22 protein-coding genes are annotated in these 25,781 nt (G+C 71.6%); all 22 read left to right on the forward strand.

From position 1 onward, the window contains the following. Positions 1-16 precede the first annotated feature (16 nt). The 22 genes from MUK52_RS14420 (at position 17) to MUK52_RS14525 (ending at position 25,781) form a co-directional block, all read left to right on the forward strand. Positions 17-757, forward strand: a complete 741-nt coding sequence (locus MUK52_RS14420) for a hypothetical protein (RefSeq protein WP_284576785.1) — start codon at positions 17-19, stop codon at positions 755-757. A 201-nt stretch (positions 758-958) separates the two neighbouring features. Further along, entirely contained in the window at positions 959-1,390 is a 432-nt protein-coding gene (locus MUK52_RS14425; RefSeq protein ID WP_284576787.1) for a hypothetical protein, read from the forward strand. Between the two features lie 30 nt (positions 1,391-1,420). After that, positions 1,421-3,046, forward strand: a complete 1,626-nt coding sequence (locus MUK52_RS14430) for a hypothetical protein (protein ID WP_284576789.1) — start codon at positions 1,421-1,423, stop codon at positions 3,044-3,046. Between the two features lies 1 nt (position 3,047). Continuing rightward, entirely contained in the window at positions 3,048-3,257 is a 210-nt protein-coding gene (locus MUK52_RS14435) for a hypothetical protein (RefSeq protein ID WP_284576791.1), read from the forward strand. 171 nt (positions 3,258-3,428) lie between these two features. Beyond that, on the forward strand, positions 3,429-3,701 hold the full coding sequence (locus tag MUK52_RS14440) for a hypothetical protein (RefSeq protein ID WP_284576794.1): 273 nt from the start codon (positions 3,429-3,431) through the stop codon (positions 3,699-3,701). Between the two features lie 126 nt (positions 3,702-3,827). Continuing rightward, the gene (locus tag MUK52_RS14445) at positions 3,828-4,163 is read left to right on the forward strand and encodes a DUF1360 domain-containing protein (RefSeq protein WP_284576796.1); all 336 of its coding nucleotides are present in this window, start codon (positions 3,828-3,830) and stop codon (positions 4,161-4,163) included. Then, on the forward strand, positions 4,163-5,884 hold the full coding sequence (locus tag MUK52_RS14450) for a hypothetical protein (RefSeq protein WP_284576799.1): 1,722 nt from the start codon (positions 4,163-4,165) through the stop codon (positions 5,882-5,884). The genes MUK52_RS14445 and MUK52_RS14450 overlap by 1 nt, the downstream gene beginning before the upstream one ends. Next, positions 5,881-6,126, forward strand: a complete 246-nt coding sequence (locus MUK52_RS14455) for a hypothetical protein (protein WP_284576801.1) — start codon at positions 5,881-5,883, stop codon at positions 6,124-6,126. Before MUK52_RS14450 ends, MUK52_RS14455 begins: the two co-directional genes overlap by 4 nt. Then, complete coding sequence (locus tag MUK52_RS14460; protein WP_284576804.1) at positions 6,116-9,640, forward strand: phage minor head protein; 3,525 nt, start codon at positions 6,116-6,118, stop codon at positions 9,638-9,640. The genes MUK52_RS14455 and MUK52_RS14460 overlap by 11 nt, the downstream gene beginning before the upstream one ends. Beyond that, a complete protein-coding gene (locus tag MUK52_RS14465; protein ID WP_284576806.1) occupies positions 9,640-9,810 on the forward strand; it encodes a hypothetical protein in 171 nt (56 codons plus the stop codon). Before MUK52_RS14460 ends, MUK52_RS14465 begins: the two co-directional genes overlap by 1 nt. A gap of 110 nt (positions 9,811-9,920) precedes the next feature. Further along, entirely contained in the window at positions 9,921-11,576 is a 1,656-nt protein-coding gene (locus MUK52_RS14470) for a major capsid protein (RefSeq protein WP_284576808.1), read from the forward strand. An 83-nt stretch (positions 11,577-11,659) separates the two neighbouring features. Beyond that, positions 11,660-12,487 (forward strand): cupin, encoded by an 828-nt coding sequence (locus MUK52_RS14475; RefSeq protein WP_284576810.1) that lies wholly within the window; start codon positions 11,660-11,662, stop codon positions 12,485-12,487. A 10-nt stretch (positions 12,488-12,497) separates the two neighbouring features. Beyond that, entirely contained in the window at positions 12,498-13,019 is a 522-nt protein-coding gene (locus MUK52_RS14480) for a hypothetical protein (RefSeq protein WP_284576828.1), read from the forward strand. A 3-nt stretch (positions 13,020-13,022) separates the two neighbouring features. After that, entirely contained in the window at positions 13,023-17,030 is a 4,008-nt protein-coding gene (locus tag MUK52_RS14485; RefSeq protein ID WP_284576830.1) for a hypothetical protein, read from the forward strand. A gap of 63 nt (positions 17,031-17,093) precedes the next feature. Further along, entirely contained in the window at positions 17,094-18,191 is a 1,098-nt protein-coding gene (locus tag MUK52_RS14490; protein ID WP_284576833.1) for a hypothetical protein, read from the forward strand. Between the two features lie 73 nt (positions 18,192-18,264). Then, positions 18,265-19,800 carry a hypothetical protein gene (locus MUK52_RS14495; protein ID WP_284576835.1) on the forward strand — a complete coding sequence of 512 codons (1,536 nt, stop codon included), beginning with the start codon at positions 18,265-18,267 and terminating at the stop codon, positions 19,798-19,800. Between the two features lie 24 nt (positions 19,801-19,824). Then, positions 19,825-20,367 (forward strand): hypothetical protein, encoded by a 543-nt coding sequence (locus MUK52_RS14500; protein WP_284576837.1) that lies wholly within the window; start codon positions 19,825-19,827, stop codon positions 20,365-20,367. After that, a complete protein-coding gene (locus MUK52_RS14505; RefSeq protein ID WP_284576840.1) occupies positions 20,367-20,885 on the forward strand; it encodes a class I SAM-dependent methyltransferase in 519 nt (172 codons plus the stop codon). The genes MUK52_RS14500 and MUK52_RS14505 overlap by 1 nt, the downstream gene beginning before the upstream one ends. Next, on the forward strand, positions 20,882-22,330 hold the full coding sequence (locus MUK52_RS14510) for a glycosyltransferase family 4 protein (protein ID WP_284576842.1): 1,449 nt from the start codon (positions 20,882-20,884) through the stop codon (positions 22,328-22,330). Before MUK52_RS14505 ends, MUK52_RS14510 begins: the two co-directional genes overlap by 4 nt. Before the next feature lie 115 nt (positions 22,331-22,445). Continuing rightward, complete coding sequence (locus MUK52_RS14515; protein WP_284576844.1) at positions 22,446-24,752, forward strand: hypothetical protein; 2,307 nt, start codon at positions 22,446-22,448, stop codon at positions 24,750-24,752. Between the two features lie 10 nt (positions 24,753-24,762). Next, positions 24,763-24,981 (forward strand): hypothetical protein, encoded by a 219-nt coding sequence (locus MUK52_RS14520; protein WP_284576846.1) that lies wholly within the window; start codon positions 24,763-24,765, stop codon positions 24,979-24,981. Between the two features lie 104 nt (positions 24,982-25,085). Beyond that, the gene (locus tag MUK52_RS14525; RefSeq protein ID WP_284576848.1) at positions 25,086-25,781 is read left to right on the forward strand and encodes a hypothetical protein; all 696 of its coding nucleotides are present in this window, start codon (positions 25,086-25,088) and stop codon (positions 25,779-25,781) included.

The following is a 25,781-nucleotide window of genomic DNA, read 5'->3' on the forward strand; positions in this document are numbered from 1 at the left end:
GACCAGGAGCACGACCATGCCCGCCACCGCCCCCGCCACGACGATGAAGATCACCCCCGACGACGAGAACGAGGTCCACGACGTCCTCGCCTTCCGCGACCCCGGGAACTGCCACGTCACCCCCGTCGTCCAGTTCCCCCCGGAGATCGCCGTCGCCGTCACCGACGCCCTCCGCGCCCTCGTCCAGTCCGCGCACCGCGCCCCCGTCGCCACCACGCCCGACGTCGACGGCATCACCCGCGCGCAGACCTTCGAGGAAGGCGACGTCTACATGCTCGCCGCCCCGTACAGCGGGTACGAAGCGGACAGGTACCTCATGGACTTCTACGACGTCGTCGACCGCGACATCTGCAGCAGGATGCACCTCCACACCGGCCTCCGCTTCGTCCGCATGATGACCGGCCCCGACACCCGCATCCGCGTCAGCAGCCTCGCCCCCATCCGGATCACCGACGTCCCCGGCGTCACCACCTTCCGGCCCGAGACCTTCACCGACGACCACCCCGACGTCCCGGCCGGACACCACCGCACCCGCTACAACCTCGTCGTCCCGCCCAACTCGTGGGCCGACATGCAGGTCCCCCGCGGCGTCTCCCACCAGTTCAACGCCCACGGCCCCCACGCCGTCATCGACTCCGTCCACCCCGAGGAGTCCATCGAGACCTTCCGCGAGCGCATGAGCGGCTTCAAGATGATGGCCCAAACGATCTTCCTCGCCGACGAGCAGCCCGCATCCGACTCCTGCACCCTCCCCTAGCACCCCGACACCACCCCGTCCCCCACCCCCGGGACCACGCTCCCACCCCCTCCACACCCACACCACACCCCACCCCGCCACCACCCCACCCCGACCACCACCCCACGACGCCCCCACAAACCCCCAGGTCACAGCCACGCCCGCATGGTTGAAAGCGAAACCTGGACACACAGAGCCCCCCGGACGACGAGGAGAACACCCATGGGAGCCTCGCCCCGACAGCGCATGTCCGCCGTAGAACGACGCATCCAGGCCCTACAGCTCCACCTCGCCGGAGTCGACTACCGCACGATCGCGAAACAGGTCGGGTACGCCGACGGCGCCGCCGCACAGAAGGCCGTCGACCGGGCCATCGAGGAGAGCATCGCCCGGGGCCACGAGGACACCGACACCATCCGCACCCGGGAGGTCATGCGCTACAACCGCCTCCAGGCCGCCCACTGGGGCAAGGCCGTCAAGGGCGACACCAAGGCGAGCGACGTCGTGCTCAAGTGCATGGCCGGCAGGGAACGCCTTCTCGGTCTCGCCGCCCCCAGGAAGATCAACATCGAGGCCCAGAAGCTCGGTGACGAGATCCTCGCGATCCTCGCCGACGCTGCCGACGACGAGGACGAGCAGGGAGCAGCGCCGTGACGCGCGGCCCGGCCGGGGGAGGGGGCAGGGGTGGCGACGGCGAAGGAGCTTGAGCAGCACGTCCGGGACCTCGTCCGCGCGGGCGACGTCGCGACGCTCCGCGCCGTCCGGGACCGGGTGGCCTCCCGGCGTACCCAGAAGGCCGCCAGACGGGCGATCAGGTACATGCGCGACCCGGTCGGCTGGGCGCGCGACGTCATCGCCTGGAAGCCCGGCCAGAGCCTCACCACGTACCAGGCCGACGCGATCGGGCTCCTCCCGGAGAAGAAGCGCGTCGCGATCCGGGGCCCTCACGGTCTCGGCAAGACCGGCATGGCCGCGCTCGTCGTGCTCTGGTTCGCGACGACCCGGGACGCTGCCGGCATCGACTGGAAGATCCTGACGACCGCCTCCGCCTGGCGCCACCTCGCGGTCTACCTCTGGCCCGAGATCAAGAAGTGGGCGCGGCTCATCCGCTGGGACGTCCTGGGGCGCCCCCCGTTCCGGGAGAACGCGGAGCTCCTCGTCCACAGCATCAAGCTCCGGTTCGGCGCCGCGTCCGCCGTCGCGTCGACCAAGCCCGAGCTCATCGAGGGCGCGCACGCCGACAGCCTGCTCTACCTGATCGATGAGGCGAAGGTCGTCCCCGATGGCACCTGGGACGCCATCGAGGGCGCGTTCTCCGGCGGCCAGACGTCCGGGCTCCCGGAGGCGTTCGCCCTCGCCATCTCGACGCCTGGGCCCCCGTCAGGCCGGTTCTACGACATCCACAGCAGGAAGCCGGGGTTCGAGGACTGGCACGTACGCCACGTCACCCTCGCGGAGGCCGTCGCTGCCGGCAGGATCTCCCCGGAGTGGGCGGAGCAGCGCGCCCGCCAGTGGGGCCGCGACTCCGCCCTGTACGCCAACCGCGTCCTGGGGGAGTTCCACGCGTCCGACGAGGACAGCGTCATCCCCCTCGCCTGGGTCGAGGCGGCGGTCGAGCGCTGGCACCTCTGGGACGCCGCTGGGCGCCCGCCCCTCGACGGCCGCCAGGTGATCGGCGTCGACGTCGCCCGCGGCGGAGGAGACAGCACGGTCCTCGCCCACCGCACGGGTCTCGCGATCACCGAGCTGGAGATCCACGACCGCGAGGACACCATGCAGACGACCGCCCGCGTCCAGGCCGCTGTCCTGCGCCGCCCCGGCGCGGTGCCGGCAGTCGACTCCATGGGCGTCGGCGGTGGCGTCGTCGACCGGCTCCGGGAGCTCGGTGAACCCGTCCTCGCCTACACGGGCGCTGCGAAGAGCAAGATGCGGACGAGGGACGGCGAGTGGGGATTCACGGCCACCCGGTCAGCGGCGTACTGGCGGTGCAGGGAGCTCCTCGACCCGGCGTTCGGCGCCGAACTGATGCTGCCCCCGGATGACCTGCTGCTCGCCGACCTGACCGCCCCGACGTGGGAGGTGAAGACCGGCGTCCCCCCGAAGATCCAGATCGAACCGAAAGAGGACCTGATCGCCCGGCTGGGCCGCTCCCCGGACCGGGGGGACGCCGTCGTGATGGCCCTGTACGCCGAGCTCCTCGCCTCGTCGACGATCCTCTCCCCGGCCCGGACCGGACAGGGGAGCGCCGCCGCAGCGGCCCGCTACGGGCGCACCATCGGAGGCAGCACCGCCACGAGAGGAACCCGCTGACATGACCACCCGCATTCCGCCGCACAGGCAGTACACCGTGCCGCGCATCTCCCTCGCTGACATCGAATGGCAGCTCAGACGGTCGGAGGTCCGCGCGCTGGTCGGCAGCGACCTGCCCCGCCTCGCCGCCCGCTGCGGGCTGACGCCCGATGAAGCCCTGAACTACCTGGCGACCGCGCCCCGATGGCTCCTCGCGCCTGCCACGAGCTAGGCCGCCTGCCGGCAGGGGGCCGGTGGCCACCGGGTGCGGATCAATCCCGGCGCTTCCCATGGGCACTGGCGTCAAGCCGACCACCGGCCCCCGGCCCGGCAGTGTAGACCCGCCGCGCCCCCGCCTGGCGCCCGCTGTACGGGCCGGTGCCGGCACGGCCACACTGGGCAGGTGATGAAGCTCCCGCGCCTCCCCTGCGCGCGCTGCGGACGCCCCACGGCTGCCGGCCCCGTCGCCGGTCGCACGTCGAAGGGCCGGATGTGGCGCCACGACGTCCCCGGCCAGACCCGCGAACCCGGCAGCGCCCTCGTGTCCTGCATGGGATCGCTGGAGATCGTCGACCTGCCGCAGCCCGGTCGCCAGCTGGAGCTCGACGAGACCGACACCCCGGACACAACAGACGCACCGGAGGGCGACCCGTACGGCACCGCGCACCTCTTCTGACCCCACCCCGTTCTTTGATCTAAAACGGCGGTTGACCTGCGCGAACACCGCCGGACCCCTCCCCCGGGAGTGGCCTATCATCCTCGCTCGACCTCGTCAGGATGATCTCCACCCCAGGGGACACACATGATCAGCCTCGCCGCCCTTGTCCTCCTGGCCGCCGCCAGCTACCGGGGGACACAGCTCGTCGTCCACGACTCCATCCTCGACCCCGCCCGTGACCGGGTGATCGGCTGGCACGAGAAGCGACCCGACTCCGCCCTCCGGACCGCGATCGTGACCCTGATCTCCTGCGTCTACTGCACCGGCTGGTGGGTGTCCGGCGCCTTCCTCGCCGCCTGGCTCCTCGCCACCGATGCCTGGCACGGCACGCCGCTCCTCGTCCACGGCATCGAGTGGTTCGCCGTCGCCGGGGCGGCGGTACTCCTGAACCGGTGGGACGACACCAGGGACGGCCACTGATGGCCCGCCGCGCGCTCACCGCCGCCGCCTCCCGGTACACCACCCGCCGCCTCCGCGCGCGGACGACCACGGTCGACCAGGGATGGCAGCTCCGCGCCTGGGACATGTACGACTCCACCCCAGAGGTCCGGTTCGCCGCGAACTGGGTCGCCAACGCCATGTCCGGGCTCACCCTCTTCGCCGGACGGCGCGGCCCGGACGGCAAGGTCGAACCCGTCCCCGACACCCACCGGGCCGCCGAGCTCGTCGCCAGCATCGCCGGAGGCCCCGACGGCCAGGCGCAGATGCTCGCCGACTTCGGCCCGCACCTCGTCGTCCCCGGCGAGGCATGGATCGTCATCCGCCCGACCGTCAAGGACGAGGTCGTCACGGGCGAGACCTGGCACGTCCTGTCGGTCAAGGAAGTCAGCACCCAGGGCTCCAAGATGGTCGCGGAGATCGACGGCTTCCCCGTCGAGGTCCCGGAGTACGACGAGGACGACCCCGACCCCGACCCGGCCGCCCCGGTCGCGATCCGCGTCTGGGAAGCCCACCCCGCCCGCCAGATCGAGGCCGACAGCCCCGTACGCGCCAGCATCGGACTCCTCGAAGAGCTCCAGCTGCTCAACGCCGCCGTCGCCGCGATCGCCCGCTCACGGCTCACCGGCCGGGGCATCCTCCTCGTCCCCAAGGGCACCAAGTTCCCCGGCACCCCCGCCCAGGGCGACGCCGAAGACGACCTGATCGACGTCCTGATGACCGTCGCTGAGACCGCCTACCGGGAGCCGGAGTCAGCAGCCGCGACGGTGCCGATCATCCTGGAGGTGCCGGCCGAGACGATCGGCGACATCAAGCGCCTCACCTTCGAATCCGACTTCGACGAGCTCGCCATCAAGCTCCGCGACGAGGCCATCCGCCGCTTCGCGACCGGCCTCGACGTCCCGGCGGAGATCCTCCTTGGGATGGGCGGCATCAACCACTGGGGCGTCTGGGCCCTCAGCCAAGAGGCGATCCGCCTGGGGGTCGAGCCGCGCGCCAAGACCGTCGTCCACGCCCTCACCACCCAGTGGCTCCGCCCGATCCTCGAAGCCGAAGACGACCCGGACGCCGACGACATCCTGGTCTGGTACGACTCCAGCGGCCTCCGCGTCCGCACCAACCGCTCCGAGACCGCCCTCAAAGTGTTCGAGGCCGGAGGCATCAGCGCTGAGGCCCTGCGCCGCGAGACCGGATTCGACGAGGCCGACGCACCCAACCCCGGCGACGCCCCCACCGACGAGGGCGACGGCGAGGAAGACGACCCGCTGCCGGCAGACGAGACGAACAGCGAACCGGAGCAGAACCCGGACGCCGAACCTGTCGCCGCCGTCATCCCGGCCCGGCCCGGCGAGGGCATCCTCGCCGCCGCTGACGGGCTGATCTGGGCGGCCCTGACGACCGCGGGCAAGCGGCTGCTGAACTCCCCCGCCTGTCCCCGCTCCGAACGCGCCCGCTGGACGAGCACCGACCCCGCCCGCCTCCACACCCTGCTGCCCGTCGACGCCGCCCAGGTCGAGCAGCGCAAGCTCCTCGACGACGCATGGACCCGCACCCCGGAGCTCGCCGCCCGGTACGGCCTCGACCCGGAGTGCCTGACCGCGTCCCTCGACGACTACACCCGGTCTCTCATCGCGGCCGGTATCGACCACGAGTACGGGCTGATGGAGAAGGTCGTCGCCCCCTGTGTCGGAGCAGCGGCATGACCCGCCGCCACACCCCACGCCCGGCCCCCGCGGCGCGCCCGCACTGGGCCGGGCTCGCCCTGCACCACGGCACTCTCAACACCGGCTGGTGCCCCACCTGCAAGGCCGAGACCCTCATCACCACCGACCTGCTGCTCCTCGCCCCGGAAGGCGTCTCCGCCGTGGGGACCTGGTCGTGGTGCGAGATCTGCGACGACCCATCGAGCCCGCTGCCGCCAAGGAGGATCGACCGTGGCCGCTGACCGCGACCGGCAGTTCGACCAGGCCGAAGCCGACTTCACCCGGGCCGTCGCCGACGCCCTGGAGGAGACCGCCGACGAGTTCGCCCGCGCCGTCGACGGCGCCACCGAGCTCGTCGCCGCCCGCTTCTCCGTCGGCCGGATCGCCCGCATGTGGGGCGCCCGGGTGTCCGGGCTCGTGTCCCGGCTGCTGGGCAACGTCGAGACCGCGGCGGAGGCTGCGGCGGACGACGTCGGGACAGAGCTCCCCGAAGGCTGGGACGACCTCCCCGGCCGGCACGAGACCGGCCGGGAGCTGCCGCCCGGCATCGGCCAGTACGTCGAGACGACCGAACACCTCCTGAACGCGGTCGGGGAGCGCCTCGCGGACGTCGCCCGCCGCGAGCTCGCAGAAGGGCTTGACGCGGGCGAGGACGTCGACGCCCTCCGGGACCGCCTCCGCGCCGCGTTCTCCCGCGAGGGGGCCCACCTGGGCCCTGGACGGGAACACCTCATCGCCCAGACGGAGAGCACCCGGGCATGGAACACCGGCACCCTCGCGGCCGGTGAAGCGCTCACCGGGCCGGACCGGCCGCTCGTCAAGCAGTGGCTCACCCGCAACGACCGCAAGGTGCGCCCCGACCACGCCCGCGCGAACGGTCAGATCCAGCTCCTCGACGACCCGTTCACCGTGGGCGGGGTGCAGATGTCCGCCCCCGGTGACCCGACCGCGCCCCCGGCTCAGGTCTGCAACTGCCGCTGCCGCCTGGGGTTGGCGACCGCCGACCGGTCCGCCGCCTACGAATCGCATCCCGCTGCGCGGGGCGACGTCTTCGATCCGAAGGAATCCGACATGGCCGGCAGAGAGACCGTCACCGCCGCCGCCCAGCACACCGGCGCCATGATCGCCCTCGTCCCCACGGAGGCCGACGCCCGCCGCCTGGCCCTCGACGTCGACGGCGCCGAACCGTGGGAGGAGCTCCACCTCACCCTCTTCTACCTGGGCGAGGGCGCCGACTGGTCGGAAGACCAGCGCAACGAGCTGATCGCCGGTCTCCGCGCCCGCCTCGACGAGCACGGACTACCGGACGACCGGATCCACGGGCGGGCGTTCGGCGCGAACATGTGGAACGCCGACCGCGACAGCCCGTGCTGGGTCTGGGCGGTCGGAGACGACCCCGACCGGCCGCAGGACGCCCCGACCCTGGAGTCCGCCCGCTGGGCCGCCACATACGCCCTGGAGGACACCCACGGGCCCGGCATCCCCCAGCAGCACACCCCATGGGCCGGGCACGTCTGCGCGGCCTACAGCGACGACCCCCAACTCCTCGCCGACCTCAACGAGAGGCTCGGGCCGATCACCTTCGACCGCATCCGCGTCGCCTTCGCGGGCGAGCACACGGACATCCCGATCGGGCCACCGACCGACGACGACCAGGCCCAGGAGGCCCCCATGAACACCGAGGACACCGAGGAGCGGACAGCGGCCGGCATGGCCGCCCGCCCCTGGCACAACCCCGGCGACACCGCCCTCGCCTACGAGAACGCCGAGACCGGCGACGGCAGAGTCTTCCGCCCCGGCTCCATCTACTGGTCCGGGGCCGGGCCGTGGCCGCTCCAGTACGCCGACGAGATGCTGATGGGCCACGAGGGCGCGGAGCTCGCCGGGGCGATCCAGACCGTCAGCCGGGACGGCGACCGCATCCCCGGCACGGGCGTGCTCTACCCGAACCTGCCCGCCGGAGCCGACGCCCTGATGATCCTGGAGGAGAAGGGCCCCCTCGGCGTGTCCGTCGACCTCGACGACGTCAGCGTGGAGTTCGTCGACCGCACCGACAGCGCCGACGAGGACGAGGGCGAGATCCTGTTCCTCGCGTCCCTGTCCGCCGCGTCGCTGCTCCGCCTCGATGACGGGTCCTGGTCGCTGACCGCGTCGACGGCCGCAGAGTGGACCGCGTCCGGGACGGCCCTCTCCCGCACGGGCCGTGTGGCGCAGCTCATCACCGGCCCCGGCGGGCGCGTCCCGGCCGCCGCCGTCCGGGCCGCCCTGGAGCCCACAGGCACCCTCACGGCAGCCGCCGGAGACCCCGACGACCAGAGCAAGGGCACGGTCGTCCACCGGGAGAGCAGCGGCGACCTACTGATGCGCGTGACCCGGGCCCGGCTGCGGGGGGCGACGCTCGTCGCGATGCCCGCGTACGACCAGGCGCGGATCGTCCTCGAAGGCACCGACCCCGACCAGCAGCCGGACCCGGAGCCGGAGCCGTTCGACGACGAGGAGATGCAGGCCGCGGCGCGCCCGTCCGAAACCCACCTGCGGGTCGTCGAGTACGTCAAGGGCTCCCCGGTCGCCGTAGGTGCGCGCGACGTCGCCCGCGCCCTGGGCATCCGCATGGACACCGCGCGCGGCCACCTGGGCCGCGCGGCGAAGGCCGGCAGGGTCGTCCGCCTGTCCCGTGGCCTGTACGTCGGCCCGAACACGACCGGCACCGACGCCACCGCCGCCGCGGTCGACGAGACCGCGCTGACCGAGCTGGAGGCGTCCGCCTGGTCGGCGATGCGGGAAGCGCCCCCGATGCCGGCAGCCTGGTTCAAGGAGCCGACAGCGGAGGAGCTCCCCCCGGGGTCCGGCGGGGTGCACTACGCGGACGGCCGGGTGTACGGCTGGGTCGCACAGGCCGGGGTGCCCCACGCGGGCTACCCGGGCAAGAAGATCACCATCGAGCGCCTCGCGCGGGAGGGCCTCGACTTCTCCCACTTCCTCCGCACGGAGTTCATCCTCGACGACGGCAGCCCGGTCCGGGTCGGCGCGATGACGATGAACGTCGGACACGACGGCGACGGCGCCCAGTGCGATGACGCGGTCTGCCAGTTCGACAACTCCGGGACCGTCGGCGCGATCGTCACCGTCGGCCTGAACGCCGGAGGGCTCTGGTTCTCCGGGGCGGGCGCGCCGTGGCTGTCCGACTGGGACCGGAAGGTCTTCAAGACGTGCCAGCCGAGCTACCACCTGCGGGCGCGGCGCGGCGGCGGCTGGGAGCTCCGCGCCGTCCTCGACGTCCCCGTCCCCGGGCACTCGTCGCCGCTCGTCGCCGCCGTCATCGAGCGGTCGAACCTGGCGCTGGCCGCGTCCGCCGCCGGACAGCGTCCGGACAACGCTCCGGACAACCCCGGACACGACCCGGACGCCGCCCCGGACACGGCCGCTGACCTGCCCGGACATCGTCCGGACAGCGCCCCGGACAGTCGTCCGGACGTGCCCGGACAGCGGCAGCCGCTCCTCAGCTCCCACGTCGACGCCGTCGCCTCCGCCCTCATCACGAGCGTCCCGTTCGTCGAGGGCCTGGCCCACGCGATCGTCACCGTCCAGAACGCCCAGGCGGCCCGCCGCGCGGAAGTCGCCGAGCTCGCCCAGTCCATCGCCACCGGCAACGGCGACCCCGCCGCCCGCGACGAGGTCGAGCGCCTCGCCGCCGCCGTGTTCACCACCACCCCGGCCGCCGCCGCTGCCGGCACCACCACCGGAGGAGAAGCCTGATGGGCTGCGCCTGCAACAAGAACAAGCGCCAGTACGAGGTCGTCGCCGAGAACGGCAAGGTCGTGTTCACGTCGGGCATCGAAGCGACCGCCAACACGGTGGCCAAGCGCTACCCCGGCAGCACCGTCCGAGAGCAGCCCAAGGCCACCGCCGCGAACGGAAAGGGGTAGTCGGCCCCACATCGTCGGCAGCGGCGCTAGACGTCTGGCTATGCTGGCTTCTAGCGCCGCTGGTTCTGGGCCGGGCTCCCATCTCGATCACCTGATGGAGAGCTGCCCCCATGGCATTCGAGTTCCCTGAGGACATCACGCCCCTCGACGACGTCCAGCTGTCCGAGCTCCTCGACGCCGCGATCGCCGAGTTCGAGACCCGGTCCAGCGCCACCAGCATCACGACGGAAGACCTCGACGACATCCGCGCCCTCGCGGGGAACATCGAGACCATCCGCACCGAGCAGGCCGGGCGCCTCGAAGCGGCCCGCCAGGCGGCGGAGGAGATCGAAGCCCTGTCCGCTCAGGTCCGTGGGCCGGCAGCGGAGCCGGAGGCCACCGACGACGCCCCGGCCGCCGACGCGGACCCGGAGGGCGGTGCGGAGCCGGAGGCGACCGACGACGCCCCGGCCGCCGAGCCGGAGCCCGTCACCGCGGCCGCGCCCCCGCGCCCGGCGATGAACCTGGCCGCCATCCGCCGCCAGCCCCAGCGCCGAGCGGTGCCGGAGCCGACGCCCCCGGGCACCCGCTTCACCGCGTCCGTCGATGTCCCCGGCCACCGCCCCGGCAGCGCGCTGGAGTTCACCGACCTCATCCCGGGCACGATCGCCCGCGCGAACGCCCTCGCGAAGACCGGCGGCGGGAAGTCCCTCGTCGCCTCGTACATGCACCCCTTCCCGGACGACCTCGTCGTCAACGACGCAGGGTCGGCCCCGGAGGGCACCACGGTGTCCCTCGCCGCCTCCGGACAGCGCCGCCTGCCCCAGGGCGACCTGGTCGCCTCCGGCGGCTGGTGCGCCCCGTCAGAGACCGTGTACAGCATCGCTGAAGTCGCCTGCCCGGACATGCTGTGGGACGCGCCCGAGATCCAGCTCAGCAGGGGCGGCATCCGGTACTTCAAGACGCCGTCCCTCGACATCGCCGCGATGACCTGGGTGCACACGGAGGCCGACGACATCGCGGGCAACACCAAGCCCTGTTTCACGATCCCCTGCCCGGACCCGCTGGAGGTCCGGTGTGACGCGGTCGGCGTCTGCCTGGAGTCCGGCATCCTGACGCAGCGCCACTTCCCGGAGCTCACCGCGTTCTACCTGCGCCTCGCGATGGTCGCGCACGAGATCCGCGTCAAGCAGGAGCTCTTCACGGCCGCCGTGGCCACGGCCACCCCGGTCCCCCTCGCCGCGACGTTCGGCGCCCTCTCCCCGGTGTTCTCCGCCGTCGCGCTCCAGGCCGCCGACATGATCGAGCGTCACTCCTTCTGTGACTCGATCAGCCTCGAAGTCGTCTTCCCCTGGTGGACCCGCAACCTCTTCCTCGCTGACCTGGCGCGCCGCAACGGCGTCTCCATCGACGACGTCACCACCGCCCAGGTACAGGCCCTCTTCACGCCCCTCGGCGTCCGCATCCAGTGGGCGCGCGGCATCGGTGCCGGTGACGGCGTCCTCCCCGGAGGCATCGGCGGACCCGCCCCCGCCACCGTGTGGCCGGATGAGGTCAGCTTCCTCATCTACCCGGCGGGTCAGATCCAGATCGGCCGTGGCGCTGAGGTCAACCTCGGCGTGATCCACGACTCGAACAAGTTCGTCACCAACGACTACACCGCCCTCTTCTCGGAGGAGTGCAACGCCCTCGTGGACCGGTCGGTCGACACTCGCCTGGTGACCGTCCCCGTCTGCCCGTCCGGCGAGACCGGCGCGCAGACGCTCATGTCCTGCCCCGCGGCCTGACCTCCGCCCCCGTACGCGCGGCGGCCCCGTAGACCTGACTGCGGGTCCGCCGCGTCACCACGAGACGACAACGGAGGCGCGCGATGCCCTCAGCAGGACTACGCCGGTACGTCGAGGCCGTTCCGGGCACGCCGCTGCCCCACGGGATCCTGTCCGGCTGCACGACGGTCATCGACGTCACCGACCCTCACGAGCTCCTCGGTACGGAGTGGCGCCCGCTGTCCTGCGCGGACGCCCATGACACCGACTGGTGCCCGGACGGCGACCCGCCCGACCCGGTGCCGGCGAAGGAGTTCGCACGTCCCGGCGTGTGCTCGGCGCCGCCGGTCGCGATCTACGCCGGGGCGGAGTGCTCGACCGTCGGCTGGTCGTACGCGGAGGCACTCGAGCACGCGACCCAGACCCTCCGCATGGGCGAGCAGCGCGCACTCGAAGAGTGGTTCATGCGCGAGTTCCTCTGTACGGAGGGCGAGGACCTGACCCCCGAAGCCGGGGCGCTCTCCATCGCCCAGGGCGTCGGCGCCCTGGAATCGTGGCTCGGTGTCGAGTACGGCGGCACCGGAGTCCTCCACGTCCCGGTCGGGGCCGGGGCGCTGATGGGCTGCTGCAACCTGATCCGGTTCGTCGACGGCTCCCCGGAGACGGCGGTCGGGAACTGCATCGTCTTCGGCGCCGGATACGCGATCAACGTCGGGCCCCCGGACTGCACGGTCGCCGAGCCCGGTGAGGGATGGCTGTACGCCACTGGGCCGATCCGTGTCCGCCAGGAGCCTCCGGTGCCGGTACCGGACGACGACAGCCAGGCTGTCGACATCCGCACCAACGACCGCCGCGTCCTCGTCGAGCGCGGGTTCGTCGTCGAAGTCGCCTGCTGCAGGGCCGCCGCCGTCCGCGTCCGGCTCTGCGAGTAGGGGGCCGGTGATGAGCCATCTGATCCACGTCCAGCCCGCCCCGGAGCAGCGGCGCGCCTTCGCCGTCTGGGCCACCCAGCAGACGCCGAAGGTCCGCACGGTGTCGCCTTCCGTGTTCGCCGTCCCTGCCGGCCTGTTCACCGCCGTCCCCGAAGAGGTCCTGATCGGGTCGACGGTCGACGGGCACCGGTACGTCTCCCCGTACGAGGACGAGCCCGGACAGCCGCCTACCGCGCTGGTCGGCGAGCAGGGGCCTGAGCTCCTGGTCCCGATGCGGGAAGCCGTCCCGGGCGACCGCCTGCCGGACCTCCCAGAGGGCGCGTACGGGCCTGACAGTGTCCCGCTCGCCCCTCCGGACTTCGCGCCGCTGGAAGACGCTCCAGCCGCCGACGAAGGCGACGACGAGGGCGACCACGGGGGCGACGACGTGCCGGCCGACGGGGCGCACGTCTGCGAGGACTGCGGCCGGTCGTACGCCTCCGACCGGGGCCTGGCCACCCACCGCCGCAAGAAGCACGGCAAGGGAGCCTGACCGATGCCCTCACCTAACGGCTACTTCGACTGCGGGACGTCGACGAACGTCACGCGGAACTGGTGGCGTCAGCAGCTCACGCACGACGTCACCAGCCCTCCGTGGGACACGGATCAGGCGGCCGGGTACGAGTTCGAGATCAACATCGGTACTGCGGCGGCCGGGCCGTTCAGCGCCGCCCCGCTGACCGCGCTGAGCAACGAGTGCGCCCCCGCGCCGAGCAACCGGCTGGGGTTCTCCACGGCCGATCAGACCGTGTTCGGCGTGGGCGGCCCGGCCGAGCTGCTGGCCGACACGGATTACTGGCTGGAGATCGTCCTCTACGACGAGACCGACACGGAGGTGGACCGGTTCGTCTGCGGCCCGACGCACACCGAGCCGTACCCGACGTTCACGTGCCTCGTCCCGGACACCACCGAGACCAGCGGCGACGTGGCCCTGGGCGCGACGTCGGGGCGGGTGAACGTCTCCGGCCCGTGCAACCAGGACAGCGTCGTCTGGGAGATCGCCACGGCCCCCGGCGGCCCGTACACCGCTGCGCCCTCCGAGCCGGTCGACGACCTGTCGCCGTCGCACACCTTCACCGGACTCACCGAGGGCACCACCTACTACTACCGGGCCCGCTTCACCGAGCAGGCGCAGGGCGGCGGCGAGTACCTCGTCACGCAGGAATGTTCATTCACCACCCTGGAGGGTTCCGTGACGACTCCGCCGTTCCAGCCGCTGCCGTGCGACTCCGGCGGGGCCGGGGCGGACGCGGTCGACGTCGAGCAGATCGTTCTGTGTGACCTCGACGCAGAGGGCAATCTCCTCGGGACCGCGCTCGCGGTGTACGAGTACGACACCGAAGGCAACCCGACCGGCGCGCCCACGTTCGTGGACCCGGCCACCGGCAACCCGTACGTCCCGCAGGGCACCCTCCAGCCCTGCCCGGACGCCGCCTGTTTGCCGCCGATGCAGTTCTGCCAGACGTCGACCACGACGGGCCCTGTGGAGCACCCAGGCCGGCAGTACGACATCACCCTCCCGATCAACCCCGGGTTCGCGGTCCAGTCGCTCCAGGTCGACGCGGTCAGCCACGCGGCTGGGATCACCTGGGAGGTCGACGACCCGGACGGCGAGACCTTCCGGGAGGAGCTGACCACCTTCATCGAGGGGCGCGTCCCGGCGGCGGCCACGGTCACCATCACGAACCCGAATGCCGGCGTGCCCCAGGTGTGCGGCGCGGCCCAGCCGATGACCGTGCACATCGAGTGCGTGCGCCTCGACCAGAGCCCGCCGGACCTGATCGAACTGGTCTACAACGCGGGCCAGGACCTTATCCAGAACCCGGCGTACAACGAGTTCCCGCCGCTGGACCCGCCTGTCTCTCAGGGCAACTACGGATTCCGGCTCCTGTCCCGGGAGGACGACCCCGGGCCGTTCCCCGGGAACCAGCCTGCCAACGACGCCCTGTGCACGAGCGTCGCGAACCGAGGCTGGGAGACCAACGACGTCGGCCGGACCTTCGAGATCTGGGGACAGGACATCGTCAACGGGTCCAACGTGACCCCGACCCCCCGCGGTACCCCGGTCCAGGAGATGACTTCGGACGGGCCGCCGCCCGGCGGCCTGAGCACCATCTGGCAGACCTTCCAGGCGCCCGCGACGGGCAACTTCATCATCCGGGTCGTCCACGGCGCGCGTGATCCGGGGGAGACGCACCGGATCACGCTGGACAACGGCGACACGGATGACGCCCAGAACGGCGACCTGATCGATGACACCAGCAACCCGGCCAGTGTCACGAACAACGGCGGCCCGAACCCGTGGACGCAGTTCTCCCAGACGATCCCGCTGAACGCCGGCAGCACCTACACCCTGGCGCTGTCCTCCACTAACCCTGTCTCCGGCGCCCGTGGTGGCCTGTTCACCGACATGCGGGCCTACATCGACCGCCCGGACCGGCGCGCGACCGCCACCACCGACGACGACACCTGTGTGGTCGTCACCGAGGAGACGACCACCAACACGATCTGCTCGTTCTGGCAGCCGCAGTGTGCAGGCGGCGCCGTCGTGGGCTGGCAGAAGGTCGACACCGGCGAGACCCTGACCAACGCCGAGTTCTGGGCGCAGGTCCCCACCCCGGGATGCTGCCTGCCCGAGACGAGCGAGGGCGAGGGCGGCTCTGCGCTGTCCAACATGCTCGCCTCCGACATCGTGTGCGCCACGGTCGGCGGTGTCCCCCAGAACGCGATCCGGGTCATGGTCACCGACCCGTCCGGCGGCACGCTCCAAGTGCTGTTCCTCGGCACTGACGGCGCCCCGATCGCCCCGGACACCTGGACGCCCGGCCCGTGCACCACGAGCCGGTACATGGCCGACCAGATCCTTTGCGACGACAACGGGCCATTCCTCCGCAAGTACGTCCAGTCCCTCGACGCCACCAACCAGGCGCAGCTGAACAGCTTCCGGGACTTCACCCTCGGCGGAGGCGGGTACACGGTCGTCGGCGAGGTCCGGCAGTGCGGCGCGACGGACGTCGAGATCGTGGAGCTGTGCGACCGGCAGCCCAACAACGTCGTGATCCCGTTCCTGCGGCGGATCATCTTCGACGCCAACGGCGACGTTATCGCTTCCGAGAACGTCGACCCGGACGGCAACCCGTACAACCCGACCGGCACCGTCACGACCTGCTCCGTCGGCAGCGGGGACCTTGAGAACCTGGTGCTCTGCGACGTCCAGCTCGACGGCACGGCGGTGCCGTTCCTCCGGTCGGTGCTGTACCTGCCGGCACAGGGCGGCTTCGCGGGCGCAGTGAACGACTGGGAGCTGGACGGCACGACGCCGTACACGGTGACGGGCACGGTCCAGCTCTGCCAGCCGGACACCGCCGACCGGGAAGCGATCTGCTACACGCTGACGTCCACCGGGGACACCCTCCACGCGGGTTGGGCGCGGCACCAGGACTCCATCCCGAACACCCCGGTTACCCCGAACGGGCTCGCATTCTTCGACGCGCTCGGGAACTTCCTCGACCCCACGGCGGACGGCTTCACGGTCGTGCCGTGCGCCGCGGCGTCGACCTCGGCCGGCACGGTCGCCGACAGTGAGTCGGTCGTCCTGTGCGACGTCAACGCGGGCGTCCCGACCCGGTTCGTGAGGACGTACGTCCGCGACGCTGACGGTCTCGTGACCGCCGTGGTGGACAACACCTTCGCGGGCGGTACGTACACGCCCACCGGGGCGGTCGGCGCCTGCGCGGAGGCGGGCGACAGCGAGTCGTTCATCCTGTGCGACAGCGCGGGCACCCCGAACCGGTTCATCCGGACGTACACCTACGGGGCGAACGGCGCGGTCTCCGGGTTCACCGACACCACCCTGGCCGGTGCGCCGTTCGTGCCGACGGGCGCGGTCGGGGTCTGCGCCCAGACGATCCAGTCGGACACGGACTTCGTGGAAGAGGTGCTGTGCGACGGGAACGGCACCCCGTTCATCCGCCTGTTCCGGTTCAACTCGGTCACGGGCGTCCTCGTCTCCACGACGAACACGACGCTGGCGGGCGCCGCGTTCGCTCCGGTCGGCACGGTCGGGCTCTGCTCCGACTGCTGCCCGCAGGTCATCGCCGACGAGCTGTGCACGAACACCGGGTCGGGCCGGGGCACCGCGATCCGGGCGAACAACGGCACCGTGACCCTGATCGACTCGGTCACGGGCGCCACGATCACCCAGGCGAACATCGTGGCGTGCCCCGGCAGCACGGTAGCGACCCTCACGGCACAGGGCCGGGTGGTCGGGGACGCTGACGCGGCGTGGACTCCGGGCGCGGACGTGGCCGGCACGCTGACCAGCGTGACGCTGACGGTCCTGTCCGGGACCGCCACGGTGACCGACGCGGACGGGACGGTCATGGCCGGTCTGCCCGCCGGATACTCCGCGACGTGGACGGCGGAGGACGCGAACACGTTGACCGGCCCGCAGTCCATCGACGCCATCGGAGGCAACACCGCGGTGGTCTGGACGCAGCGCTAGGGACGTCGTCGACACGGGGCGGGCTCCAGGGCCCGCCCCGTCCTACCGGAAGGAGGCAAGACGATGCCCGTCCCGTGTAACTGCTGCTTCATCGGAGAGACCGGCTGCGCGCTCGTCGGCGTCCAGTTCACCGGGGTCGCCGAGACCGCGTCACAGGCCGGGTGGAACCCGACGAACCTCGCCCTCACGATCGACGGAGTCACGAACTCCAGCGCGCTCTCCGGGTACACCACGACGGTGGGGAACACCCCGAGCACGACGCTCCGGGTCGAGTACACCCACACCAGCCCACAGGGCCGGGTGCGGGGCCTCAAGTTGTGGAACCAGGGCGGGGGCATCCTGACCGACGCCGACGGGCTGAACCACTTCACCGCCGAGTTCTACGCCGGGGCGACGCTGCTGACCACGCAGACGTTCCAGAGCGCCAACGGGCCGGGCCCGACCGTCCACACGCTCCCCCTTGGGCTGGAGCTGACCGGGGTGGACCGGGTCGTCTTGCGCACCCTGGACAAGCAGATCGGCGGGAGCGCCGCCCCATTCTGGCGGGAGCTCCAGCTCCTCACCTTCGAGACGGTGTTCGCGTGCCGACGGGGGACCACGCTGGAGTGGTACGACCAGTACGGCAACCTCGTCGCCAACGCGGACGTCGTGAGCTGCGACCAGCCCACCCCGTTCACCACGCCGACGCTGACGATGACCTCCGGCGCGTTCGGGGACGACCCGTCAGGCACGGCAGAGAACATGTGCGACGTCGTGCCGGCCCCGTCCTCCGCCACCGGGTGGACGCTCACCGGGGCCTGCTACGACCCGGTCGTCGGCAATCCGTCCTTCACGTGGACCAGCGTCAGCACGGTAGAGATGAGCTTCGGCGACAACGGGAACGGGCAGCCCTCCGGCGCGGCCTTCATCGCCTTCACCGCCGCCGGGTTCCCCGCGATCACGTGGCCTACCAACCTGATCGGGATGGACGTCGGGGAACAGCGGCTCTCGAACGTGTTCGGGGGCGGCCATCGTGCCCGCCTGACGTACCTGTCCGGGCCGCCTCAGTCCGCCTCGTCGGGCACGGTCCGGATGAACGGGGGGAGCACGCTCGCCGTCCACTTCAACAACGTGTCGGTGCAGCCCCCGATCCGGTTCCGCCTCGAACTCCTCAACACCTAGCTCAGGAGCCGTTGTGAGTACGTCAGGAAGTTTCACCCCGCCCGGCACTCCAGAGTGCGCCTACGCCCCGCGCATGACCCGCGCGGAGGCGCTGGCGCTGGCGGCCGGGGGCGGGCTGCGGGAGAACTGCGTGGTAGTCCTGCACACGGACACCCCGACGATCGGCACGGCGGGGAACACGAGCCCGACCGAGATCGAGCTCAACCCGGTCAGCCCGACCGCCTTCGGCCAGACGGCGCGGGTCCTCACGACCTTCGCCCCGGAGGCGTGGCCGGGCATCTACGACCTCGCCGCGAACAAGATCACCGAGCTGCGCGACGACTTCGGGAACACCGTGAAGGACGTGGACGCTGACGCCGCCACGGTCCATACGCAATGGCCCTGGCACCTCGGCTCGGCAACCCTGCGGGACAACTACGCCGAGGATGCCGTCCTGACGGCCATGGGCGCGCAGGTAGGGGCGATCACGAACTGTCGCTTCGTCGGCTCCACGGTCGACTTCACCGGCAAGACGGCCGGGGCCTGGACGGACACGGAGGTCACCGGAGGAGCGACGGTCACGACCGGCGCGAACATGGTGGCCACCAGGTCGACGATCACCGCCGCCACGGTGTCCAACGCGGGCGCCGGGACGTTCACACTCACCGACTCCTCCGTCCTCGACGCGACGACCACGCTGACCATCACGGGGACCGCTGCCGGCAACAAGACCCTGTCCGGAGGCACGGTCATCCGGGACCGGTTCCGGATGAACATCACCGGCACCGGCAACGTGACCCTTACGGCGTCGACGTTCCTCGGGAGGCTTGCCGGTACGAGCGAGGCCGAGCTTGGCGGCGGCGGAATCCTGAGCATCTTCCGCACTCGCGTCACCCCGTACGTCACCGCGGGGCCCGCGCTGGACTTCGCGGGCAACGGCAACGCGACGCTCATCGACGGCGACATGAGCGAGTCCCGCATCCAGACGGCGGCCGGGTCGACCTCGTCCCTGAACCTGACGACGTTCACCTTCCGGCGCTCCAATGGGGTCACCGTGGCCGCGACCGGCACGGGCAGCGTCACCATGCAGCAGGGCAACTACATCGCGGGCGGAGGCATCGCCCAGAACGGGGCCGCGGTGCTCCAGATGAACGCGTGCAGGGGCAACGTCTTCATGGTCGGCGCCGCCGGGGCGACGCGCGGCCTGACCGTGACCGGGTGCTTCGGCGCGCAGTTCAACATCACCCAGAACGGCACCGGGTCCACCAACACGGACTCTGTCCTCCAGTCCTCCGGGATGGGGACGACCACGATCAACCTGAACTCGGCCCTGGCCGGCACGCCGTCCCAGAGCTTCGTCCGCCTCGCGCTGACCAATGGGGCGACGCTGAACGTCGAGGACCCGGCCCTTCCCCAGCCCATCGACAACTCGACCATCGAGACCCAGGCGACTGTGAACGTCCAGCCGGGAGGCACGTTCGTGCGGTGCCGGGTCGCGGGCGAGTCCACGCTCAACACGGGCCCGCACTCGCACGTCAGCTCCGTGATCGAGGGCGGCCAGTTCACCAAGACCAGTACCGGCGCGAACGTCGGTCGGCTGGTCAACAAGGCATTCGACGACTGGGTGTAGGCACGTCCGACCGGAGGCTAGACCATGCCCCTGCACAACACCGACTCGCTGGTCATCGAGACGGCGACGGCCGCTGAGTCGCTGCCCGACCCGACGGGCGTCGCCGGGCGCACGCACGACCTGACCAATACCGGCCTGGCCACGGCCGTGTGGACGTCCTCAGGGCCCGGGAACCCGTTCACCGTCGACGGGGTCCTTGCGGCCTCCCTGAGCGTCTTGCGCGGGCGTACGAGGCGGGTGCAGTCGGACGGAGCGACGTGGGTCGTGGCCCCGACTGCGGCCCGCCGGGTCTTCGCCGGTACGGCGGTCTCAGACGGGGCGGGGAACGCGACCTTCACGTTCAGCCCAGCGTTCCCCGTGGCGCCGGTCGTGTCTGTGGGGCTCCAGACCACGAACACCAACGCGACGGAGGCGAGGGTCACGGCCCTGTCGGCGTCCTCGTGCACGGTCAACGTCCGCCAGTCTCCCGGTGTCGTGATCTTGGGCATCTCGGTTCTGCAGGTGCCTCAGCCTCTTGTGGGCGCGACGGTGCACCTGCTGGCGATCGAGCCGGGTCAGGGAGTCTGATGCCCTACAGCGACAGCGAGGGCAAGGGCACTGCCGGCACCTGGTACCGGGAGATCGCACCGCTCACGGTCGTCGACATCGGAGCCGGGTCCGGCACGTACGCCCAAGAGCTCCGGGAACGGCCCTGCGCGGCCCGCTGGACGGCCGTAGAGGCGTGGGAGCCCTACGTCTCCCGGTTCGGCCTGCGCGGCCTGTACGACGCCGTTGTGGTCGCTGACGCCCGGCGCCTGGTCGGCCCGTTCTACCGGGCGGATCTGGTCATCGCCGGTGACGTCCTGGAGCACATGCCGCGCCCGGACGCTGTCCGGCTGCTGACGAAGGTCCGGGCGCACGCCCGCCACTTGATCGTCTCGGTGCCCGTCCTGCACCTGGACCAGGGCGCGGTGTACGGCAACCCGTACGAGACGCACGTCGACCACTGGACCGCCGACGGGATGCGGGCGGAGCTGTCCCGGTCCGGGACGATCCGCGGCGAGCTCGTCGGCGACGTCCTCGCCTACTTCTGGTGGTCCCGGTGAGAATCCTCGCGTTCCTGCCCGCGTACGAGCAGCAGGCGCACTTGCGGTCGATGGCCGCTGCCGGCCATGACGTCCACGTGGTCATCTCCGGGCGCGCCCAGCCGGGCCCGTGCGCGGACGAGGGCGTGAGCCTCTCCGTGGGCCGGGGAGCGGCCGGGCCGTGCGTCGAGGACGGCATGTCGTTCTGGGGGCTCGGCTTCTGGTGGCACGCCTTGCAGACCGTGCGCCCGCAAGTCGTGGTCGTCGACCGGCGGGACGCGAAGGTGCTCCGCCTCACCGCGGGCCTGTCCGACGTGCGCCGCCTGGTCATCGATCAGGGGGACATCGACGTCGGGGAGTTCGAGGAGGCGTGTGTCCGGCTCCTGCCTGCGCCGGCACGGGCCATGGCGCGCACGCCGATCCCTGACGACCCGCTCGCCGGGCAGCCGGTGAAGGTCGTGGCGTGGATCCACTACGGCGTCCCCTACCGGCGCGCCGGGTCGGAGACGATGCTGCACACGATGATGCGGGCTCTCAAGGCTGCTGGGCTGCCGGTCCTCGTCGTCTGCTCCTCGATGCCGGACTCCCCGCCGTCCTGGGAGGTCGACGGTGTCCCGTACGTGCGGCTGGGCACGCAGCCCGCCGAGCTGTTCCTGACGGGGATGCGGCCGGACGTCCTGATCACGCACCACAACTACGCGGCTCGCGCGACGGCCGTCGCCCGCAGGATCGGGGCGCGGCCGGTCATGCTGATCCACTCCGACCTCGATTACTCCGCCCGGTCCCTCGCGGCCCGGCCCGACCTCGTCGTCATCAACACGGAGTGGGTACGGGCCTCGCTCGCACCCCGGTACGTCGAGGTCCGGGAGATCCCGACGCTGATCGTGCGGCCCCCCGTACGCCCGGAGGAGCACCGGACGGAGGCGGCGGGGGACCGGGTGACGCTGGTCAACATGTCGGCCGACAAGGGCGTACAGACGTGGCGGGCGGTCGCGGGCGAGCTGCCGCACCTGCCGTTCCTCGGCGTCGCCGGGGCGCACGGCCAGCAGCTCACCATGCCTCGTCCGCCGAACGCGCGGATCATCGGCCAGACCTCCGACATGCGGCGGGACGTGTGGGCCCACACGCGGGTGCTGCTGATGCCGTCCCTGTACGAGTCGTACGGCATGGCGGCCGTCGAGGCGCTCGCCTCCGGCATCCCCGTCATCGCGCACCCCACCCCGGGGCTCCGGGAGGCGCTCGGCGACGCCGCGCTGTTCCTCGACCGGGCCGACGTCGGGGCCTGGACGGAAGCGGTCGGCGAGCTGTACGCGGACGGGCCGCGGAGGGCGGCGGCCGTCGCCGCGGCGTACGCCCGCAGCGAGGCCCTGGCCGACCAGGCGCGGCGGGAGCTCGCCGCGTGGGCGGACACGGTGCGGGAGCTCGCTGCCGGCAGCGCCGTGCCGCGCCGTTCGGCCGGGGCGTAGCGGGTCGTCGGCCCCCGGGCGGGGGGCGGGCGCCTGGCTATGCTGGGCGGTAGCTGCTGGTTCTGGGCCGGGCCTTCACCTCGTGCACGCCGTACAGGCGTGAGGAGGAAGCCCGATGGCCACCTGCTGCCGCACTACGTGCTCCTGCGTCATCAACGCGGGCGACCGCATCACGATCACCGGCAACGGGTCGGCGACCTCCCCGTACGTGATCAGCGCCGATCAGACCGTGGTCCAGGTCACGGACACCGACACGGTGGACATGACGATCTCCGGCACGGGGTCGGCCGGGTCGCCGTACAACATCAGCAGCGTCGTCAAGCTCGACGCGACGCCTCCGGGCGGCGGGACGAACCTCATCCAGTCCAACGCTGAGGGCCTGTACCTGGAGTGCGCCCAGGTCCGGACGTGCTTCTCTGCTGGTGACGGGCTGGACTACAACGCGGCTACGGGCGAGTTCGACGTCCAGATCAGCGGCCTGCCGGGCAACACGACGACGATCGGGGGCGACGGCGGTGTCTACACCGCGTCGTCCGGCCAGGTCGAGGTCGACGACACCGACACGGTGGACATGACCCTGGCCGGCACCGGCACGGCCGTGGACCCGTACGTCGTGACCGCGGACGTGATCCTCGACCCGACCCCGCCCGGCGGCGGGACGAACCTCATCGGCTCCGGTCCGGAGGGCCTGTACCTGGAGTGCGCGCAGGTCCGGACGTGTGTGTCGGCTGGTGACGGGCTGGACTACAACCCGGCCACGGGGGAGTTCGACGTCCAGATCTCCAACCAGCCGGGCAACACGACGACGATCGGCCCGGACGGAGGGGTCTACACCCCGGCCGCCGGGCAGCTCGTCGCCCAGGACTCCGACACCATCGACCACACGCTGGCCGGCACGGGGACGCCCCTGGACCCGTACGTGTTGACCAGCGTCGTCAAGCTGGACCCGACGCCTCCGGGCGGCGGGACGAACCTGATCGGCCAGACCGGTGAGGGCCTGTACCTGGAGTGCGCGCAGGTGCGGACGTGCTTCACCGAAGGCAACGGCATCGACTACGACCCGGTGACCGGGGTCATCGCGGCCCGCATCTCCACGGACGGTGGCAACGCTGTCCAGTTCGGGGGCGACGGCGGGCTGTGGGCGCCCGTCGGCGGCGGGGGCGGCGGCACCATCGTGCAGGTCTCCGATACGGCGTCCATCGACTCGACGCTCACCGGCACCGGCACGGCTCTCGACCCGTACGTGATCTCTTCGGACGTCCGCCTCGACCCGACCCCGCCCGACGGCGGGACGAACCTGATCCGGCTGGGCGCCGACGGCCTGTACCTGGAGTGCACGCAGGTGCGGACCTGCTTCACCGAAGGCGACGGCATCGACTACGACCCGGTCACCGGGGTGATCGCGGCCCGGGTGTCGACCGACCCGGGCAACGTGACGACGTTCGGCGGCGACGGCGGGATCTACACCCCGGGCGGCGGGACCACGATTCAGGCGCTGGACACGCCGACCGTCGACACGACCGTGACCGGGACCGGTACGGCGCTGGACCCGTACGTCGTGTCGGGTGCGGTGATCCTCGACCCGGCGCCCCCGGGCGGCGGAACGAACCTGATCAACGCCGGTCCTGACGGGCTGTACCTGGAGTGCGCCCAGGTGCGCACCTGCTTCTCCGCTGGTGACGGCGCGTCGTACGACCCGGTGACGGGCCTGATCTCCGCGCGGCTGTCGACGGACGCCGGGAACGCGACGATCTTCGGTACGGACGGCGGGCTCTACAGCACGGCCGCCGCGCTGGTGACCGGCTGTGGTCTCGACGGGGCGGGTACCGCGCTGGACCCGCTGATCGTCGCGCCGGAGGCCGGTCAGGAGGCGTGGCCCTGGACGTGCGACGTCGCGACCGAGTCCACGCTCAAGTGCGACCCGAACACCAACCGCCTGTGGACCCCGCCGGAGCACTTCTCGGCGGAGGATCACATCTACGTGGAGCACTTCCTCGGCGGCGTCCTCGACCCGATCGGCCCGACCGGCGGCTGGTCCGTCATCGACCCGGGCGCGATCCAGCAGTTCAACGTCCCGCCGAACTTCATCGGGAACAACTGCCGGCCGTGGGGCTACGTCATCACGAACAGCGGCGACTTCGACCTGGAGTTCAGCGCAGACGCGGTCTTCGAGGTCGGCTACGTCGTCATCCAGGACGGCGGCGCCCCCCAGGTCCGCCCGCTGTGGGGTCAGCTGACCCCGCTCGGCGTCGCCGGGCACATCCGGGCGAGCGGCTCCGCGAACGAGGCGCTGTGGAACATCCCGGCGACGACCGGCTCCAACGTCACCATGTTCCCCGCCATCAACGTGATCGCCGGAACGGTGACCATCAACAACTGGACGTCGGACGCCACGATCGTCACGACGACGAACACCCCGTAAGGAGCCCACGATGGCGCACGTCTACTACCGGTCGCCGGACAGCACGTCCGTCCGGAGGTCCGGCGGCTTCTTCCCCCCGCCGGAGGGGTGGGTGGAGATCACGGCGGAGGAGTACGCCGCGCTGCTCGCCGAGCACCGGCCGCCGCAGCCGGTGAACATGGGCGGCCTCGTCCGGTCGGCGTCGACCGCGCCGAAGACCAGGGCGGCGGCGAAGTCCAAGGGCAAGTAGGACGGGAACGCCACGGCTTGCGGCGCTGCTACCTCGCTATGCTGGGGTGGTAGCGCCGCTGGTTCTGGGCCGGGCCAACACCCCCTGGTGTGTTGGAGGCCCTGATGCCCTGTCCCCTGATCGCGAACGCGGACGTTATCCGCGTGACCCGCCTCGACAGCTGCGGCCGTCCCGTCTGTGGCGAGGACAACGGCTTCGTGTTCGACTGCTTCGCGACGCTCGCCATGAACCCGAACGTCGACGAGGGCGAGGACGTCGAGTACCGGGCCGCGAACGGCCGGCAGTGCGGGTTCAAGCGCGGGTGCCCGACGTTCAACGGGTACGACGTCGAGCTGTCGTTCTTCGCCCTGTCGCCGGAGTTCATCGAGCTGACCACGGGCAACCCGGTCGTCTTCGGCTACGACGGTGCGCCGATCGGGTACGACGACTGTTCGGTGCAGTGCAACACGGGCTTCGCCCTGGAGCTCTGGGCGGAGGTCATCGGCGAGGAGTGCGTGGAAGGCGCGGAAGGTCAGTGGATCTACTTCCTGCTGCCGTGGATCACGAACGGGCTCCTCGGCGACATGGAGCTCGGGAGCACGGCGGTCGACCTGACGCTGACCGGGTCGACGCGGGCCGGAGGCGGGTGGGGCGTCGGCCCGTACGACGTCATGCCGATCGATGCGGCGAACACCCCGGGGACGCTCCTGACGCCGCTGGGGAACACCTGCCACCGCAGGACGTTCACGACGACGATCGCGCCTCCGACCGTGGTCTGCGACTACACGCCGGTCACCGGTGGCGTCTGCCTGGCGTCCTGA

This window comes from Streptomyces sp. 2P-4, assembly GCF_030167965.1.
Lineage (GTDB): Bacteria > Actinomycetota > Actinomycetes > Streptomycetales > Streptomycetaceae > Streptomyces > Streptomyces globosus_A.

Coding starts and splice junctions, on each gene's coding strand:
- MUK52_RS14420 (WP_284576785.1), top strand. CDS start 17: ATGCCCGCCACCGCCCCCGCCACGACGATGAAGATCACCCCCGACGAC.
- MUK52_RS14425 (WP_284576787.1), top strand. CDS start 959: ATGGGAGCCTCGCCCCGACAGCGCATGTCCGCCGTAGAACGACGCATC.
- MUK52_RS14435 (WP_284576791.1), top strand. CDS start 3,048: ATGACCACCCGCATTCCGCCGCACAGGCAGTACACCGTGCCGCGCATC.
- MUK52_RS14445 (WP_284576796.1), top strand. CDS start 3,828: ATGATCAGCCTCGCCGCCCTTGTCCTCCTGGCCGCCGCCAGCTACCGG.
- MUK52_RS14450 (WP_284576799.1), top strand. CDS start 4,163: ATGGCCCGCCGCGCGCTCACCGCCGCCGCCTCCCGGTACACCACCCGC.
- MUK52_RS14455 (WP_284576801.1), top strand. CDS start 5,881: ATGACCCGCCGCCACACCCCACGCCCGGCCCCCGCGGCGCGCCCGCAC.
- MUK52_RS14465 (WP_284576806.1), top strand. CDS start 9,640: ATGGGCTGCGCCTGCAACAAGAACAAGCGCCAGTACGAGGTCGTCGCC.
- MUK52_RS14470 (WP_284576808.1), top strand. CDS start 9,921: ATGGCATTCGAGTTCCCTGAGGACATCACGCCCCTCGACGACGTCCAG.
- MUK52_RS14475 (WP_284576810.1), top strand. CDS start 11,660: ATGCCCTCAGCAGGACTACGCCGGTACGTCGAGGCCGTTCCGGGCACG.
- MUK52_RS14480 (WP_284576828.1), top strand. CDS start 12,498: ATGAGCCATCTGATCCACGTCCAGCCCGCCCCGGAGCAGCGGCGCGCC.
- MUK52_RS14485 (WP_284576830.1), top strand. CDS start 13,023: ATGCCCTCACCTAACGGCTACTTCGACTGCGGGACGTCGACGAACGTC.
- MUK52_RS14490 (WP_284576833.1), top strand. CDS start 17,094: ATGCCCGTCCCGTGTAACTGCTGCTTCATCGGAGAGACCGGCTGCGCG.
- MUK52_RS14495 (WP_284576835.1), top strand. CDS start 18,265: ATGACCCGCGCGGAGGCGCTGGCGCTGGCGGCCGGGGGCGGGCTGCGG.
- MUK52_RS14500 (WP_284576837.1), top strand. CDS start 19,825: ATGCCCCTGCACAACACCGACTCGCTGGTCATCGAGACGGCGACGGCC.
- MUK52_RS14505 (WP_284576840.1), top strand. CDS start 20,367: ATGCCCTACAGCGACAGCGAGGGCAAGGGCACTGCCGGCACCTGGTAC.
- MUK52_RS14515 (WP_284576844.1), top strand. CDS start 22,446: ATGGCCACCTGCTGCCGCACTACGTGCTCCTGCGTCATCAACGCGGGC.
- MUK52_RS14520 (WP_284576846.1), top strand. CDS start 24,763: ATGGCGCACGTCTACTACCGGTCGCCGGACAGCACGTCCGTCCGGAGG.
- MUK52_RS14525 (WP_284576848.1), top strand. CDS start 25,086: ATGCCCTGTCCCCTGATCGCGAACGCGGACGTTATCCGCGTGACCCGC.